This is a genomic window from Streptomyces sp. NPDC050549 (assembly GCF_040655035.1).
Lineage (GTDB): Bacteria > Actinomycetota > Actinomycetes > Streptomycetales > Streptomycetaceae > Streptomyces.
This window is the reverse complement of record NZ_JBFAJD010000010.1, coordinates 70,067-83,395: the sequence shown is the minus strand read 5'-3', so window position 1 is coordinate 83,395 and position 13,329 is coordinate 70,067. Positions and strand designations below refer to the sequence as shown.

The window sequence follows — 13,329 nt, the reverse complement described above, 5'->3', positions numbered from 1 at the left end:
GCATACGGGACAATCGAGCCAGTTGGCCCGCCCGTCGCCCACCACCACCCTGTTTGAGCCCTGCGGGCGCCCCTCTTCTTTCAACCACTGGAGGAACCCGTGTCCGGATTCGTAGAAAAGCCCGAGCCGCTCCAGGTCCCGGGCCTGACGCACCTCCACACCGGCAAGGTGCGCGAGCTGTACCAGAACGAGGCGGGCGAGCTCGTGATGGTCGCCAGCGACCGCATGTCCGCCTACGACTGGGTGCTGCCGACCGAGATCCCGGACAAGGGCCGCGTCCTCACCCAGCTCTCCATCTGGTGGTTCGACCAGCTCGCCGACCTGATCCCCAACCACGTCCTGGGCACCGAACTCCCGCCCGGCGCCCCGGCCGACTGGGCGGGCCGCACCCTGATCTGCAAGTCGCTCCGGATGGTCCCGGTGGAGTGCGTGGCCCGCGGCTACCTCACCGGCTCCGGCCTGGTGGAGTACAACGCGTCCCGCACGGTCTGCGGCCTCGCCCTCCCCGAGGGCCTGGTCGACGGCAGCGAACTCCCCGCCCCGATCTTCACCCCCGCCACCAAGGCCGCCGTAGGAGAGCACGACGAGAACGTGTCGTACGAGGAGGTCGCCCGGCAGGTCGGCGCGGACACCGCCGCGCAGCTGCGGCAGGCGACGCTCGCCGTCTACGGCCGGGCCCGGGACATCGCCCGTGAGCGGGGCATCATCCTCGCGGACACCAAGTTCGAGTTCGGCTACGAGGGCGAGACGCTGATCGCCGCCGACGAGGTGCTCACCCCGGACTCCTCCCGGTTCTGGCCGGCCGAGGAGTGGGAGCCGGGGCGCGCGCAGCCGTCGTACGACAAGCAGTTCGTGCGCGACTGGCTGACCGGGCCGGAGTCCGGCTGGGACCGCAAGAGCGAGCAGCCCCCGCCGCCGCTGCCGCAGCAGGTCGTGGACGCGACCCGCGCGAAGTACATCGAGGCGTACGAGCGCCTGACCGGCCAGAGCTGGAGCTAGCCCCGGCACTCGGCGCACGAAAGAACCCCGGTCCACCCGGACCGGGGTTTTCGCTGGAGCGGACGACCAGGTTCGAACTGGCGACCTCAACCTTGGCAAGGTTGCGCTCTACCAACTGAGCTACGTCCGCGCTGCGCCGTGGCGCGAGAGCAACTATACCCAACCTCGCTCGCGTGCGAGACGCACTGCCGTATGACGGTTCTCGGCACCGAGTTTCGAGACGGCCGAAGAGAGATAGTTCCGTACGGTCCCCTGCGACAGCGCGGCCCGTTCGGCGATCTCCGCGACCGGAGCCCCGTCCGCGGCCAGTTCCAGGACCTCGGCCTCGCGCGCGGTCAGCGGCGAATCCCCGGCGGAGATGGCGTCGGCGGCCAACTCCGGGTCGACGTACCGCTGTCCGGCATGCACCGTGCGGATGATCTCCGCGAGCCGCTGCGCGCTCACCGTCTTCGGGACGAACCCCCGCACACCCGCCGCGAGCGCCCGCTTCAGATGACCGGGCCTGCCGTGTCCGGTGACGATCAGGACCTGGCAATCGGGCAGTTCGACGCGCAGGGATGTGGCGACCTTCACACCGTCGGCCCCCGGCATCTGCAGATCCAGTACGGCGACATCGGGCCGGTGCGCCCGCGCCATGGCCAGCGCCTCGGGCCCGGTCGCCGCCTCCGCGACCACCAGCAGATCGTCCTCAAGCCCGAGCAGCGCGGCCAGCGCCCCCCGGATCAGATGCTCGTCATCGGCGAGCAGCAGCCGTACGACGTCGACGGTCATGGGGCGGCTCCGGTGACTGGGGTGGTGAGCAGCAGGTGTGTGGTGATCCGGCGGGCGGTGGGCGCCGGACGGGTGGGGGCTCCGTGCGCGGCGGTTGGCGGGCGGGTGCCGACTCGGCTCGCGACGATTGGTGGGCGGATGTCGCCCCGGCTCGCGGCGGACAGCGGGCGAGCCGTGACTCCGCTCGCGAAGACCGTCGGGCGCCCGGAGATTCCGGTCATGACGCGACACCCCCCGCCACCGTCGGCAACGGCACGGTCGCCACCACCCGGAAACGGTCGCCGTCCACGGACCCCGCCTCCAGTTCGCCGCCCACCGCGGTCAGCCTCTCCCGCAGCCCCACGAGCCCCGCCCCACCGCCGGCTCCACCACCAGCACCGGTACCCCCGTCGACCGCCTTCGCCCCGTCGTTCTCCACCGTCAGCACCACACTCCCCTCCGCCACCCGGACCGCGACCGAGCAGCGCCCCGCGTTGCCGTGCCGCAGTACGTTGGTCGTCGCCTCGCGGACCACCCAGCCGAGCGCCGACTGCACCTCGGCCGGCAGTCCCGCTGCCTCCCCGGTCACCTCGCACTCGATGCCTGCCGCGGTCAACACGCCCTGCGCACCGGCGAGTTCGACATCGAGCGCGGTCTCGCGATAGCCCCGTACGACATCCCGCACCTCCCGTTGCGACTCCCGAGCGATCCGCTGCACCTCGATCATCTGCTCCACGGCCTCGGCCCGCCCGCGCCGTGCCAGCTGTACGGCCAGTTCGCTCTTCAGCGCGATCACCGACAGATTGCGGCCCATCACGTCGTGCAGATCGCGCCCGAACCGCAGCCGTTCCTCGGCGACGGCGAGCCGGGCCCGGGTCTCGCGGGCCTCGTCGAGTTCGTAGACGGCGTCGAGGAGCCACACGGAGAAGGCGGCGGTGAAGGCGAGGCCGCCGGCGGCGAAGAGAACGATGATCGCGGTGACGAGCGCGGCCGGGGCGGCCACCCCCAGCGCGAGCTGGAGGACCGGCGTGCCGCCCACCACGCCCGCCATCACCGTGAGGACCTGCCGCCGGCCGCGGACGCCGAGTGTCAGGGTGCCGGTGCCGAAACTCAGCACGCCCACCAGGAGCGTGGTCGCGGCGGCCTGCACCTCGTTGTCGTCGGGACCCCGCTCCCCCAGGACGATCGCGACGACGGCGATCAGCGCGGTCACCGCCCCCAGGAACCACAGCAGCCGTACGGGCTGCGCCCGCCGGCCGCGCGTCCAGTCGAGCGCCCGGGAGGCGGTGGCGGAACAGAGCAGCGCGTGCACGGTCACCAGCACCGCCGCCCAGCCCGCGACATCTGCTCCGACCTGCGCGAACAGCGGCAGCCCGACGGCCGCGACCTCGACCGCGGCGAAGAAGTGGAAGGACCACCGGGTGTACGTCTCGACCTTCCCGGGCGTGGTCTTCCGCCGCCACCAGCCGTCGGAGCCACGCGTGCTGCCAGGTGTCCGCATGATCCGGTGCTCCCCGTACGTCAGCGCCGCGGTTCCCAGCGGAACCACCGCCGTACAGCAAACACCGCGAGGACGGTCCAGGCCAGCGTGGTCAGGACGGCGCCCAGTGCGTCGTAGCCGGACAGGTCGCCGGTCCAGCCGCCGCTGATCAGCCGGATCGCGGGGGAGAGGGGGAGGAACTGGCAGACGTCGGCGACCCGGTCGGACAGGAGCTGGAGCGGGACGATGATCCCGGATCCCATCATGGACACCAGCACGATCGGCAGCGCGGTCACCTGCGCGCTCTCCGCCGTCCTGGTCACGCTCGCCGTGAGAGCCGCCAGCGCGGCGCTCAGGACCAGGCCGAACAGCAGCCCCAGTACGACGAGTTGGGGCATCGCGGGGGCCCCGGCGTCGAGCAGCAGCACACAGGCCACGGCCAGCAGCACGGACTGTACGAAGCCGAGGCACACAGCTGGGAGCGCGGTGCCGGCGAGAATCTCGGAGTCGCCGGGTTCCCCGGTGCGCAGCCGCTTGAGGACGAGTTCCTCGCGGCGCGCGACGAAGGCGCTGACGAGGGACGAGTACACGGCGAAGAGCAGCGAGAAGCCGATCGCGGCGGTCAGCATCACCGAGCCGACCGACAGTCCCTCCCCCTTCAGATCCAGCTGGTCGACCGCGGGCCGCACACTGAACGGCAGCGCCAGCGGCACGAACAGCGCCGTGACCACCGCGTTCCGGTTCCGCCCGAGCAGACTCAGCTCGGCCCGCCCCAGCGCCCGCATCCGCCGTACCGGAGTAGTCGTCACGGCGTTCATACGGCCACCTCCCGTTCCCGAGCGATCCCCAGGAACGCCTCCTCCAGCGAGGCCGACCGCACCTCCAGCCGCCGCAGCTCGATCCGCGCCTGGTCGGCCCACACCAGCAGCCCGGTCGCCGCCCGCTGCAACTCGTGCGTCCGCAGCCGTACGACTCTCCCGGCCACCTCGTGCCCGACGACCCCCAGTTCGGCGAGCGGTGGCAGGTCCCCCACGAAGTAGCCCGCGGGGAGTTCGAAGGAGATCCGCGACGGCCGCCCCGCCGTGACCTCGGCCGGCGTGCCGGTGACCGCGATCCGCCCCTCGCTCAGGATCGCCAGCCGGTCGGCGAGGCCCTCGGCCTCCTCCAGGTAGTGCGTGGTCAGCAGCACGGTCGTACCGCCGTCCCGCAGCGCACGCACCAACTCCCAGGTGTCGCGGCGCCCTTCGGCGTCAAGACCGGTGGTCGGCTCGTCGAGGAACAGCACCTCGGGCTCCCCGAGCAGCGCGAGCGCGAGATCGAGCCGCCGCCGTTCACCCCCGGACAACTGCTTCACCCGTACGGCGGCCCGCTGCTCAAGCCCGACCAGCGCGAGCGCCTCCGGCACGGGCCGGGCCCCGCTCGTGCAGCCGGCCCACATCCGCGCGGTCTCGGCGACGGTCAGCTCGGACGGAAAGCCGCCCTCCTGCAGCATCACCCCGGTCCGCGGCCGTACGGCGGCCCGCTCGGTGTGGGGATCGTGCCCGAGGACGCGCACCCGGCCGCCGGAAGGAGCCGTGAGGCCCTCCAGCACCTCGACGGTCGAGGTCTTGCCGGCGCCGTTGGTGCCGAGCAGCGCGAAGACCTCTCCGCGCCGCACGGAGAATGTGATCCCCCGCACAGCCTCGAACCCGCCCCCGTACACACGGCGTAGGTCGGTGACCTCAATCACGTGTTCGTGTTCGTTGGTGTCCATGGCTCCAGCGTCCCGGCGGCGGGGACGCGGCAGCAGTGCGAGGTGTCATCACTCGGCATGACAAATGTCAGACGGACGTCGAGGCACACGAAAAGACCCCGGTCCAATGGACCGGGGTCTTTTTCCCGAGCGGACGACCAGGTTCGAACTGGCGACCTCAACCTTGGCAAGGTTGCGCTCTACCAACTGAGCTACGTCCGCATTGCCTCCGACCGGCTCTCACCGATCGGCGCGAGCACCAGCCTACCCGATCCACAGCAGTGGTCCGGACGGTGATGCAGAGCGGGTGACAGGAATTGCACACTGCGCCTTCCCCCTGGAAGGGGGATGTTCTGCTACTGAACTACACCCGCATGTACTCCGTGAGCTGGGCCTTTCGGCCTCGCCCCTCGGCGTGCTCCGAACTCTAGCTGACCAGGAGGGGTGCAGCGCAAGTCGGTTCCCCCGAGGGCCCGGTGACCGGTCGTCGGCCCGGGGCCCGTCCGGCGGATCCTGTCGCAGACGCGGGGTGTGGTGCGTGCTCCCCCACGGCCTTGAAGGCGTGGGGGAACCTCCAGTCGCGTTGTTGTCGGTCGCCGACGTCCCCCGGCCTTCGGCCAGGAGATGCCCCCATCGCGTCGGCGCCCTCCGCCGCCTTGCAGCCGCGCGCACCACACCCCGCTCACCGGCGCCGATCAGGCCCCGCCGATTTCCTGCGACCTGATCCGCCGGACAGGCCCAGCCGCACGGTCCGCCTACTGCGCGGCGGCGAACGCCTCGTAGACCTTCTTGGGGATGCGTCCGCGGGCCGGTACGTCCATCTTGTTCGCCTGTGCCCAGGCGCGGACGGCCGCCGGGTCGGGGGCCACCTCGGTCTGGCGGTAGGCCTTGCCCGACCTCGACCGCTTGCGACCTGCGTCCACGTACGGCGCGAGCGCCTTACGCAGTTTCTTGGCATTGGCTTGATTCAGGTCGATCTCGTACGACTTGCCGTCGAGTCCGAAGGCGATCGTCTCCGCCGCTTCCGAGCCGTCGATGTCGTCAAAGAGAGTGACCACGACCTTCTGCGCCACGAATATCGGTCCCTTCGTGCGACACCTGAAACCGCACTATCCGCGAGGGCGCACGGAGACGCCACGGAGGTGCGGAGATGTCGACTGTCCGCCTGTTAATGGGCAAAGTATCGGCTATTGGCAATTCATTTGTACAGTGCCCGGCAATGCAATGTGAAGCCCGACTAAATCTTCCCGCGTGTCTCCGCGCAATAGTGAACCGGGATCGATCCGGGATCTTTCCCTGAACTTTTCGTGAAGACCCCCACTCGATGCCGGATCGTGACGGTCCTCACGTAGATTCCTACAACTCTACCCGCGTAGAAATTTTGTGCGGGTAGTCTGAAGACACCTGTCGAAGACCCGCAGGAACCTGCTCAGCACCACAACACCGGGAGTGCCAGTGGCACGCGTCGTAGTCGACGTCATGCTCAAGCCGGAGATCCTCGACCCCCAGGGCCAGGCGGTCCAGCGTGCGCTGCCGCGCCTGGGTTTCGAAGGCATCTCCGACGTACGTCAGGGAAAGCGATTCGAACTGGAAGTTGACGGACCGGTCGACGAGGCCGTGCTCGCCCGCATCCACGATCTTGCGGAATCCTTCCTCGCCAACACCGTGATCGAGGACTTCACCGTCAAGGTGGAGGAAGTCGCGGAGGCCGCGAAGTGACCGCTCGTATTGGCGTCGTCACTTTCCCGGGCAGCCTCGACGACCGGGACACCCAGCGCGCGATCCGCCTCGCCGGCGCCGAACCGGTCGCCCTCTGGCACAAGGACAAGAACCTCCACCAGGTGGACGCGGTAGTCCTCCCCGGCGGTTTTTCCTACGGCGACTATCTGCGCGCGGGCGCCATCTCCCGCTTCTCGCCGGTGATGGAGACGGTCATCGAGCAGGCGAAGTCGGGACTCCCCGTCCTCGGCATCTGCAACGGCTTCCAGATCCTCACCGAGGCGCACCTCCTCCCCGGCGCGATGCTCGGCAACAACCACCTGCACTTCATCTGCCGTGACCAGAAACTGCGGGTGGAGAACGCGGACACGTCCTGGACCGGTGACTACGCGTCCGGCCAGGAGATCCACATCCCGCTGAAGAACATGGACGGCCGCTACGTCGCCGACGAGCACACGCTCGACGAGCTGGAGGCCGAGGGCCGGGTCGTCTTCCGCTACCTCGACGTGAACCCGAACGGTTCGCTGCGCGACATCGCCGGCATCACGAACGCCGCCGGGAACGTCGTGGGCCTCATGCCGCACCCCGAGCACGCGGTCGAGCCGCTGATCGGGTCCGGCCGCACCGACGGCCTTCCCTTCTTCACCTCGATCCTCAAGAAGCTGGTCAACGCATGAGCCGGACGCCTCTGGACACGGTCGAGCACGCGGCCGAGACCCCCGACGTCGAGCTGCCCTGGGCCGAACTCGGCCTGAAGAAGGACGAGTACGAGAGGGTCGTGGAGATCCTCGGCCGCCGGCCCACCGGTGCCGAGCTGGCCATGTACTCCGTCATGTGGTCCGAGCACTGCTCGTACAAGTCCTCCAAGGTCCACCTCCGCCAGTTCGGCGAGAAGGCCCCCCAGTCCGACGCCCTGCTCGTCGGCATCGGCGAGAACGCGGGCGTGGTCGACGTCGGCCAGGGCTACGCGGTCACCTTCAAGGTGGAGTCGCACAACCACCCCTCGTACGTCGAGCCCTACCAGGGCGCGGCCACGGGCGTCGGCGGCATCGTCCGCGACATCATCGCGATGGGCGCCCGCCCGGTCGCCGTGGTCGACCCCCTCCGCTTCGGCGCGGCCGACCACCCCGACACCAAGCGCGTCCTGCCGGGCGTCGTCGCGGGCATCGGCGGCTACGGCAACTGCCTGGGCCTGCCCAACATCGGCGGCGAGGTCGTCTTCGACGCCTGCTACCAGGGCAACCCGCTGGTCAACGCCGGTGCCATCGGCGTGATGCGGCACGAGGACATCCACCTCGCGAAGGCCTCCGGCGCGGGCAACAAGGTCATCCTCTACGGCGCCCGCACGGGCGGCGACGGCATCGGCGGCGCGTCCATCCTCGCCTCCGAGACCTTCGACGACGCCAAGCCCTCGAAGCGCCCGGCCGTCCAGGTCGGCGACCCCTTCCAGGAGAAGCTCCTCATCGAGTGCACCCTGGAGGCCTTCAAGGAGAAGCTGGTCGTCGGCATCCAGGACCTCGGCGCGGCGGGCCTGTCCTGCGCCACGTCCGAGCTGGCGTCGAACGGCTCCGGCGGTATGACCGTCACCCTGGACGACGTCCCCCTCCGTGACTCCACGCTCTCGCCCGAGGAAATCCTCATGAGCGAGTCGCAGGAACGCATGTGCGCGGTCGTCGAACCGGCGAAGGTCGACCGTTTCCTGGAGATCTGCGAGAAGTGGGACGTCATCGCCACCGTCATCGGTGAGGTGACCGACGGCGACCGGCTGGAGATCTTCTGGCACGGCGGCAAGATCGTGGACGTCGACCCGCGCACGGTCGCGCACGACGGCCCGGTCTACGAGCGCCCGTACGCCCGCCCGGAGTGGCAGGACGCGCTCCAGGCGGACGACGCCAACAAGCTTGCCCGGCCCGGGACTTCGGAGGAACTGAAGTCCCAGGTCCTGGCACTGGTGTCGTCCCCGAACCAGGCCTCCAAGAAGTGGATCACCTCCCAGTACGACCACTTCGTGCAGGGCAACACGGTGCTGGCGCAGCCCGAGGACTCGGGCATGATCCGCATCGACGAGGAGACCGGCCTCGGTGTCGCCATCGCGACGGACGGCAACGGCCGGTACGCGAAGCTGGACCCGTACGCGGGCGCGCAGTTGGCGCTGTCCGAGGCCTACCGCAACGTGGCGACGACGGGCGCGAAGCCCCTCGCGGTCTCCGACTGCCTGAACTTCGGTTCGCCCGAGGACCCGGCGGTCATGTGGCAGTTCGCCGAGGCGATCCGTGGACTGGCCGACGCCTGCCAGCAGTTGGGCACCCCGGTGACGGGCGGCAACGTCTCCCTCTACAACCAGACGGGCGACGTCGCCATCCACCCGACCCCGGTCGTGGCCGTACTGGGCGTCATCGACGACGTGGCGCGCCGCACGCCGGTCGCCTTCCAGGAGGAGGGCCAGCTGCTGTACCTCCTCGGCGACACCCGCGAGGAGTTCGGCGGCTCGGCCTGGTCGCAGGTCGTCCACGACCACCTCGGCGGCCTCCCCCCGAAGGTCGACCTGGAGCGCGAGCGCCTGCTGGCCGAGATCCTGATCTCCGCCTCCCGCGACGGCATGATCGACTCGGCGCACGACCTGTCCGACGGCGGTCTGATCCAGGCGGTCGTGGAATCGGCCCTGTTGGGCGAGAAGGGCGCACGCCTGATCGTCCCCGACGGGCTCGACGCCTTCACCTTCCTCTTCTCGGAGTCGGCGGGCCGCGCGGTCGTCGCCGTCCCGCGCTCGGAGGAACTCCGCTTCAACGACATGTGCGGCGCACGGGGCCTGCCGGTCACGCGCATCGGTGTCGTGGACGGCGACGCGGTGGACGTACAGGGCGAGTTCGCGCTGTCCCTGGCTGAACTGCGCGAGGCGCACGAGGGGACGATCCCGGCGTTGCTGGCGTAGGTCGCCGTAGGAACGCGTGCGAAGGCCCTGTCCGGGATCCGGGCAGGGCCTTCGCACGTGCTAACTTCGACGGACCGTGGGCGTGGAACGGGGGAGCGGGAACGTGGAAGTACCGGTGGGGACAAGCGAGTTCGGCGGTGGCCGGAGGTGCGCGTGAGCTTTCACAGTGAAAACACGCCTGAATCCTCCGAGCGGGCCCGGGCGCCCTTTCCGCGCTCCCGCTGGCTGACTCCGGACCGAGGGAGCCGTCGGCGCAACGCCTTCAACCAACTCGTGGCTGTGGCAGCGGTGTTCGGGGTCGGTGCGGGTGGCTGGGGGCTGTGGCTGGAGACGGAGGACCACCTCGACCGGTCCGCCAGCCGGGACCGGATCGGGCGGGCCTGCGACGGGCTCGTCGACGCCGACCGGGTACTGGGGCTCAACGGGGGTACGACGAGGGCGCGGGCAGGCAGCGAGAAGAAGGACTCGATGGCCGATCTCGGTACGGGCTCGCTGCCCGCGCAGTGCCAGATCTACCGCGTCGGGAAGCCGGGCACCACGTACGGCCACTTCCTGCTCTCGGTCTGGTCGAACCCGAGCGACGACTTCGCGCAGTTGGTGAGCGGGTGGGACGACCCGTTCGGGATGTTGGGCGGAAAGGCGAGGGCCGACATCACACGGGAGGCCGACCAGACGGAGGCGGCGTACCCGATCGGTGACGGGCGGCTCGGTGTGTACTACGGCAACGCGGCTGTGGTGAAGGCCGAGTGTGCCGACGAGTCGGGCGGGATGACGTCCGTCAACACGATGACCGTGGCCAAGTACTCCGAGGACGCCCCGGTCACGGACGCCGACCGCAGAACGCTTGCGGATCTGGCCCGCACCGCGGCCGTACGGGCGGCGAAGAAGCTGGGCTGCAAGGCCACGCTGCCCGCGCTCCCGGCCGAACTTCCCACGCCCGGTACGAAGTTGGAGAACGCGAAGTCGGCCGGCGGAACGTGCGGCTGGTACGCCGGGTACGTCGGGGCGAAGGGCCGCTGGCGGTTCCCCGACCGCGCCCTGGCCACCCCTGCTGCCCACGCGCAGGAGGAGAGCTGCCTGCTCGGGGTGAGCAACAAGGAGGTGCGCGGGATGTGGCCCGGCCTCGGCAAGGACGAGGTCGGCGCCGACAGCCTCGACGACGTGCTCCGGGTCGCGCCCTTCTGGCTGCGGACCGAGTCCTACTTCGGCGACGAGGCACGCGAGGTCGCGACGGAGCACTTCGGCAGGGACCAGGTGGCGTTGAACCCCGGCACGGCGGGCTACGACCGTGACGACAACGTGTGGTGGGCCTCCTCCACCTGCGCCGGACAGCCGGCCGTCCACACGCTGAGCACCGACTATCCGTACAACAAGGTCGTCCGGAAGCGGCTCCAGGCCCTCTTCAAGGCGTACGTCACGGATGTCGCCGCCCGACGTGACTGCACAGGCCTGAAGTTCCCTGCCGCCGCGACGTTCCAGCCGTCCAAGACCTAACGCTTCCTACACGGTCCGCCCGTCCCTGCCGGAGGCGTCGATCAGCTGCTGGCCCATCGCCTCGTTGGTGGCCACGGCATCGGTCGCCGCTGCGGCGCTACGGGGGAACAGTGCTTCCTCGTACGAGGTGAGCGCGGCCTCGATGTCGTCGGGGTGCGCGGCGATGAACTTGCCGAGTTCGGCACCGTCCTGCATCGCCAGGTTGGCGCCCTCACCGTCCGGCGGCGAGAGGTGGGCGGCGTCACCGATCAGGGTCGCTCCGGGCACCCGGTCCCAACGGTGGCCGATCGGGAGCCGGTTGAGGGGCCGCAGAACGGGAGCGGTGTCGCTGTCGGTGATCAGCGCGGTGATCTCGGGGGCCCAGCCGTCGAACTCGGCGACGATACCTGCGGTGGCCGCGGCGGCGTCGCTGAAGTCGATGCGGGCGAACCACTCCTGCGGCTTGGCCAGCATCACGTAGGCGTGCAGCGTTTCGCCCTTCTCCCTGTGTGCCGCGATCCACCTGCCGCTCGCTCCGGTGTCCCGGGCGAACACGAACAGTGATCCGCCGCCGACGGTCTTCGCGGCGGTCGGGTGCCGGGTCTCGCTGTCGTACAGATAGGTCTCGACGAAAGCCCGGCCGAAGTACTCGGGGGTGGCGTCGGACAGCAGAGGCCGGACGCGGGACCAGGCGCCGTCCGCGCCGACGAGGAGGCTGGTGACGACGGTGCCGCCGTCCGCGAAGACCACCTCGTGCCGCCCCTCGCCGAGACCGCGCACCCCGGTGACCTTCTGTCCCCACCGCACGGTGCCGGCCGGGAGCGAGTCGAGCAGGATCTGCCGCAGCTCGCCGCGCTGCACCTCGGGGCGGCCACCCGTACCGTCGTCGGGCTCCTCCATCAGGACGGTTCCGTCCAGGTCGAGGACGCGGGTCGCCTGGCGGCCCTCCAGGATGATGGCGCGGAACTCGTGCATCAAGTCGGCGGCTTCCAGGGCAAGTTGGCCGTTGTACTCATGGATGTCGAGCATCCCGCCCTGGAGGCGGGACATGGGTGAGGCCTCCGCCTCGTAGACCGTGGCCGGTATGCCGTGGACGTGCAGGACGCGGGCGAGGGTCAGTCCGCCGAGTCCGGCGCCGATGATCGTGACGTGTGTGGTCATGAGGATTCCTTGCGTGCGACGGGCCCGCCGGACGGCTGCCCGACGGGATCCCGGCCAGATTTCAACGCGGCACCGACAGCCCGCCGACGCACCGCCGACACCGCCGACAGACCGCCGACACGGCGCCCTCCCGTACGCGCGCTGCACGCGCCGAAAACGTCCATGAGACCGCCCCGCGACAAGCACTAGGCTCGCCGCCATGCCCACGGCCAAGAAGCGCGCGCGTACGTACGACCCCGTCAAGACCCGCACCGCGGTGCTCGCCCAGTTCGGGAACGTACGAGAGGCGGTGGCGGCCCTCAGCCCCGAGCAGCTCGCGCTGCCGACCAGGCTCGGGGAATGGACCGTACGAGAGCTGGTCGCACACGTCGGAATGGCTGTGACCGCCGTCCATCGTGCCCTGGACCGGCCGGCCCCGCCGGCGCAGGACGCCGTGCTCCTCGACTGGCCCTTCGCCACCGCGGCCAGCTCCTCCGCCATCGCCGACTTCACGCGGACGCTCGCCGAGCGCCACCCCGACCTCGGCGTCTACCTCGCCGACGTCGAGCAGACCCTCACCGGGCACCTCGACGCCCACCCCGGCACCCGGCTGCTCGAAACCAACGCCGGCGCCATGCCCCTGGCCGACTACCTCGTCACCCGCACCGTCGAACTCGTCGTCCACACCGACGACCTCAACGCCGCCGTTTCCGGCCTCGACATCCCCTACGACCGCCAGGCCCTCGCCGCCTGCACCCGGCTGCTGGCCGACGCGCTGGCCGTGAAGGCGCCCGGTGGTTCGACCGAGGTGCGGATCCCGCCGTATGCCGTCGTGCAGTGCGTCGAGGGACCCCGGCACACCCGCGGCACCCCGCCCAACGTCGTGGAGACCGACCCCCTGACCTGGATCCGGCTCGCGACCGGGCGGCTCGGGTGGAAGGACGCCGTGGAGGGGGCGAAGGTGCGCGCGAGCGGGGAGCGGGCCGACCTCGCGGGGCTGTTGCCGATCATGTCCTGAGGCCGGTTCGGGGCCGGTCGGGGCGCGGCAGGATGTGCGACCGCTCACCTCGTAGGGCGGGCGACAGGGTCGCCGTAGCGCCGCTT

General features: G+C 70.3%; 13 protein-coding genes and 3 tRNA genes. 6 read left to right on the top strand and 10 right to left on the bottom strand.

Translation table 11 applies throughout. The features are described 5' to 3' along the window. Positions 1–99: 99 nt before the first annotated feature. Positions 100–999, top strand: coding sequence for a phosphoribosylaminoimidazolesuccinocarboxamide synthase (locus AB0I51_RS17020; protein WP_362975762.1), 900 nt, complete (start codon positions 100–102; stop codon positions 997–999). A 54-nt stretch (positions 1,000–1,053) separates the two neighbouring features. Here the strand turns inward: AB0I51_RS17020 and AB0I51_RS17015 are convergent. The 9 genes from AB0I51_RS17015 to AB0I51_RS16975 form a co-directional block, all read right to left on the bottom strand. Beyond that, a tRNA-Gly gene (locus tag AB0I51_RS17015) sits at positions 1,054–1,129 on the bottom strand. 23 nt (positions 1,130–1,152) lie between these two features. Continuing rightward, positions 1,153–1,770: a response regulator transcription factor gene (locus tag AB0I51_RS17010; RefSeq protein ID WP_362975760.1), complete on the bottom strand. Its 618-nt coding sequence runs from the start codon at positions 1,768–1,770 to the stop codon at positions 1,153–1,155. Then, positions 1,767–1,991, bottom strand: a complete 225-nt coding sequence (locus AB0I51_RS17005; RefSeq protein WP_362975758.1) for a hypothetical protein — start codon at positions 1,989–1,991, stop codon at positions 1,767–1,769. The genes AB0I51_RS17010 and AB0I51_RS17005 overlap by 4 nt, the downstream gene beginning before the upstream one ends. Continuing rightward, the gene (locus AB0I51_RS17000) at positions 1,988–3,250 is read right to left on the bottom strand and encodes a histidine kinase (RefSeq protein ID WP_362975757.1); all 1,263 of its coding nucleotides are present in this window, start codon (positions 3,248–3,250) and stop codon (positions 1,988–1,990) included. Before AB0I51_RS17000 ends, AB0I51_RS17005 begins: the two co-directional genes overlap by 4 nt. A 20-nt stretch (positions 3,251–3,270) precedes the next feature. Further along, positions 3,271–4,047 carry an ABC transporter permease gene (locus AB0I51_RS16995; RefSeq protein ID WP_362975755.1) on the bottom strand — a complete coding sequence of 259 codons (777 nt, stop codon included), beginning with the start codon at positions 4,045–4,047 and terminating at the stop codon, positions 3,271–3,273. Then, the gene (locus tag AB0I51_RS16990; RefSeq protein WP_362975753.1) at positions 4,044–4,982 is read right to left on the bottom strand and encodes an ABC transporter ATP-binding protein; all 939 of its coding nucleotides are present in this window, start codon (positions 4,980–4,982) and stop codon (positions 4,044–4,046) included. The genes AB0I51_RS16995 and AB0I51_RS16990 overlap by 4 nt, the downstream gene beginning before the upstream one ends. Before the next feature lie 128 nt (positions 4,983–5,110). Next, positions 5,111–5,183, bottom strand: a tRNA-Gly gene (locus AB0I51_RS16985). Between the two features lie 80 nt (positions 5,184–5,263). Beyond that, a tRNA-Gly gene (locus tag AB0I51_RS16980) sits at positions 5,264–5,335 on the bottom strand. A gap of 381 nt (positions 5,336–5,716) precedes the next feature. Beyond that, on the bottom strand, positions 5,717–6,034 hold the full coding sequence (locus tag AB0I51_RS16975; protein ID WP_019073805.1) for an Lsr2 family protein: 318 nt from the start codon (positions 6,032–6,034) through the stop codon (positions 5,717–5,719). Positions 6,035–6,416: 382 nt separating this feature from the next. Here AB0I51_RS16975 and purS point away from each other — a divergent pair, with 382 nt between their 5' ends. From purS to AB0I51_RS16955, 4 genes are all read left to right on the top strand, one after another. Beyond that, on the top strand, positions 6,417–6,680 hold the full coding sequence (purS, locus tag AB0I51_RS16970; protein ID WP_020124274.1) for a phosphoribosylformylglycinamidine synthase subunit PurS: 264 nt from the start codon (positions 6,417–6,419) through the stop codon (positions 6,678–6,680). Further along, the gene (purQ, locus tag AB0I51_RS16965) at positions 6,677–7,357 is read left to right on the top strand and encodes a phosphoribosylformylglycinamidine synthase subunit PurQ (protein ID WP_362975750.1); all 681 of its coding nucleotides are present in this window, start codon (positions 6,677–6,679) and stop codon (positions 7,355–7,357) included. Before purS ends, purQ begins: the two co-directional genes overlap by 4 nt. Then, the gene (purL, locus tag AB0I51_RS16960) at positions 7,354–9,612 is read left to right on the top strand and encodes a phosphoribosylformylglycinamidine synthase subunit PurL (RefSeq protein WP_362975748.1); all 2,259 of its coding nucleotides are present in this window, start codon (positions 7,354–7,356) and stop codon (positions 9,610–9,612) included. Before purQ ends, purL begins: the two co-directional genes overlap by 4 nt. A gap of 273 nt (positions 9,613–9,885) precedes the next feature. Beyond that, complete coding sequence (locus tag AB0I51_RS16955) at positions 9,886–11,106, top strand: hypothetical protein (RefSeq protein ID WP_362975746.1); 1,221 nt, start codon at positions 9,886–9,888, stop codon at positions 11,104–11,106. Positions 11,107–11,112: 6 nt separating this feature from the next. Here the strand turns inward: AB0I51_RS16955 and AB0I51_RS16950 are convergent, their stop codons facing one another. Then, positions 11,113–12,246 carry an NAD(P)/FAD-dependent oxidoreductase gene (locus AB0I51_RS16950; RefSeq protein WP_362975744.1) on the bottom strand — a complete coding sequence of 378 codons (1,134 nt, stop codon included), beginning with the start codon at positions 12,244–12,246 and terminating at the stop codon, positions 11,113–11,115. 199 nt (positions 12,247–12,445) lie between these two features. On the opposite strand from AB0I51_RS16950, the gene AB0I51_RS16945 reads away from it, so the two are divergent. Continuing rightward, on the top strand, positions 12,446–13,243 hold the full coding sequence (locus AB0I51_RS16945; protein ID WP_362975742.1) for a sterol carrier family protein: 798 nt from the start codon (positions 12,446–12,448) through the stop codon (positions 13,241–13,243). Positions 13,244–13,329 lie beyond the last annotated feature (86 nt).

Bases quoted from the DNA above. Each gene is read 5' to 3' on its own strand.
- AB0I51_RS17005 (WP_362975758.1), bottom strand. From the start codon at position 1,991: ATGACCGGAATCTCCGGGCGCCCGACGGTCTTCGCGAGCGGAGTCACG.
- AB0I51_RS16945 (WP_362975742.1), top strand. From the start codon at position 12,446: ATGCCCACGGCCAAGAAGCGCGCGCGTACGTACGACCCCGTCAAGACC.
- AB0I51_RS16990 (WP_362975753.1), bottom strand. From the start codon at position 4,982: ATGGACACCAACGAACACGAACACGTGATTGAGGTCACCGACCTACGC.
- purL (WP_362975748.1), top strand. From the start codon at position 7,354: ATGAGCCGGACGCCTCTGGACACGGTCGAGCACGCGGCCGAGACCCCC.
- AB0I51_RS17000 (WP_362975757.1), bottom strand. From the start codon at position 3,250: ATGCGGACACCTGGCAGCACGCGTGGCTCCGACGGCTGGTGGCGGCGG.
- AB0I51_RS16995 (WP_362975755.1), bottom strand. From the start codon at position 4,047: ATGAACGCCGTGACGACTACTCCGGTACGGCGGATGCGGGCGCTGGGG.
- AB0I51_RS17010 (WP_362975760.1), bottom strand. From the start codon at position 1,770: ATGACCGTCGACGTCGTACGGCTGCTGCTCGCCGATGACGAGCATCTG.
- AB0I51_RS16950 (WP_362975744.1), bottom strand. From the start codon at position 12,246: ATGACCACACACGTCACGATCATCGGCGCCGGACTCGGCGGACTGACC.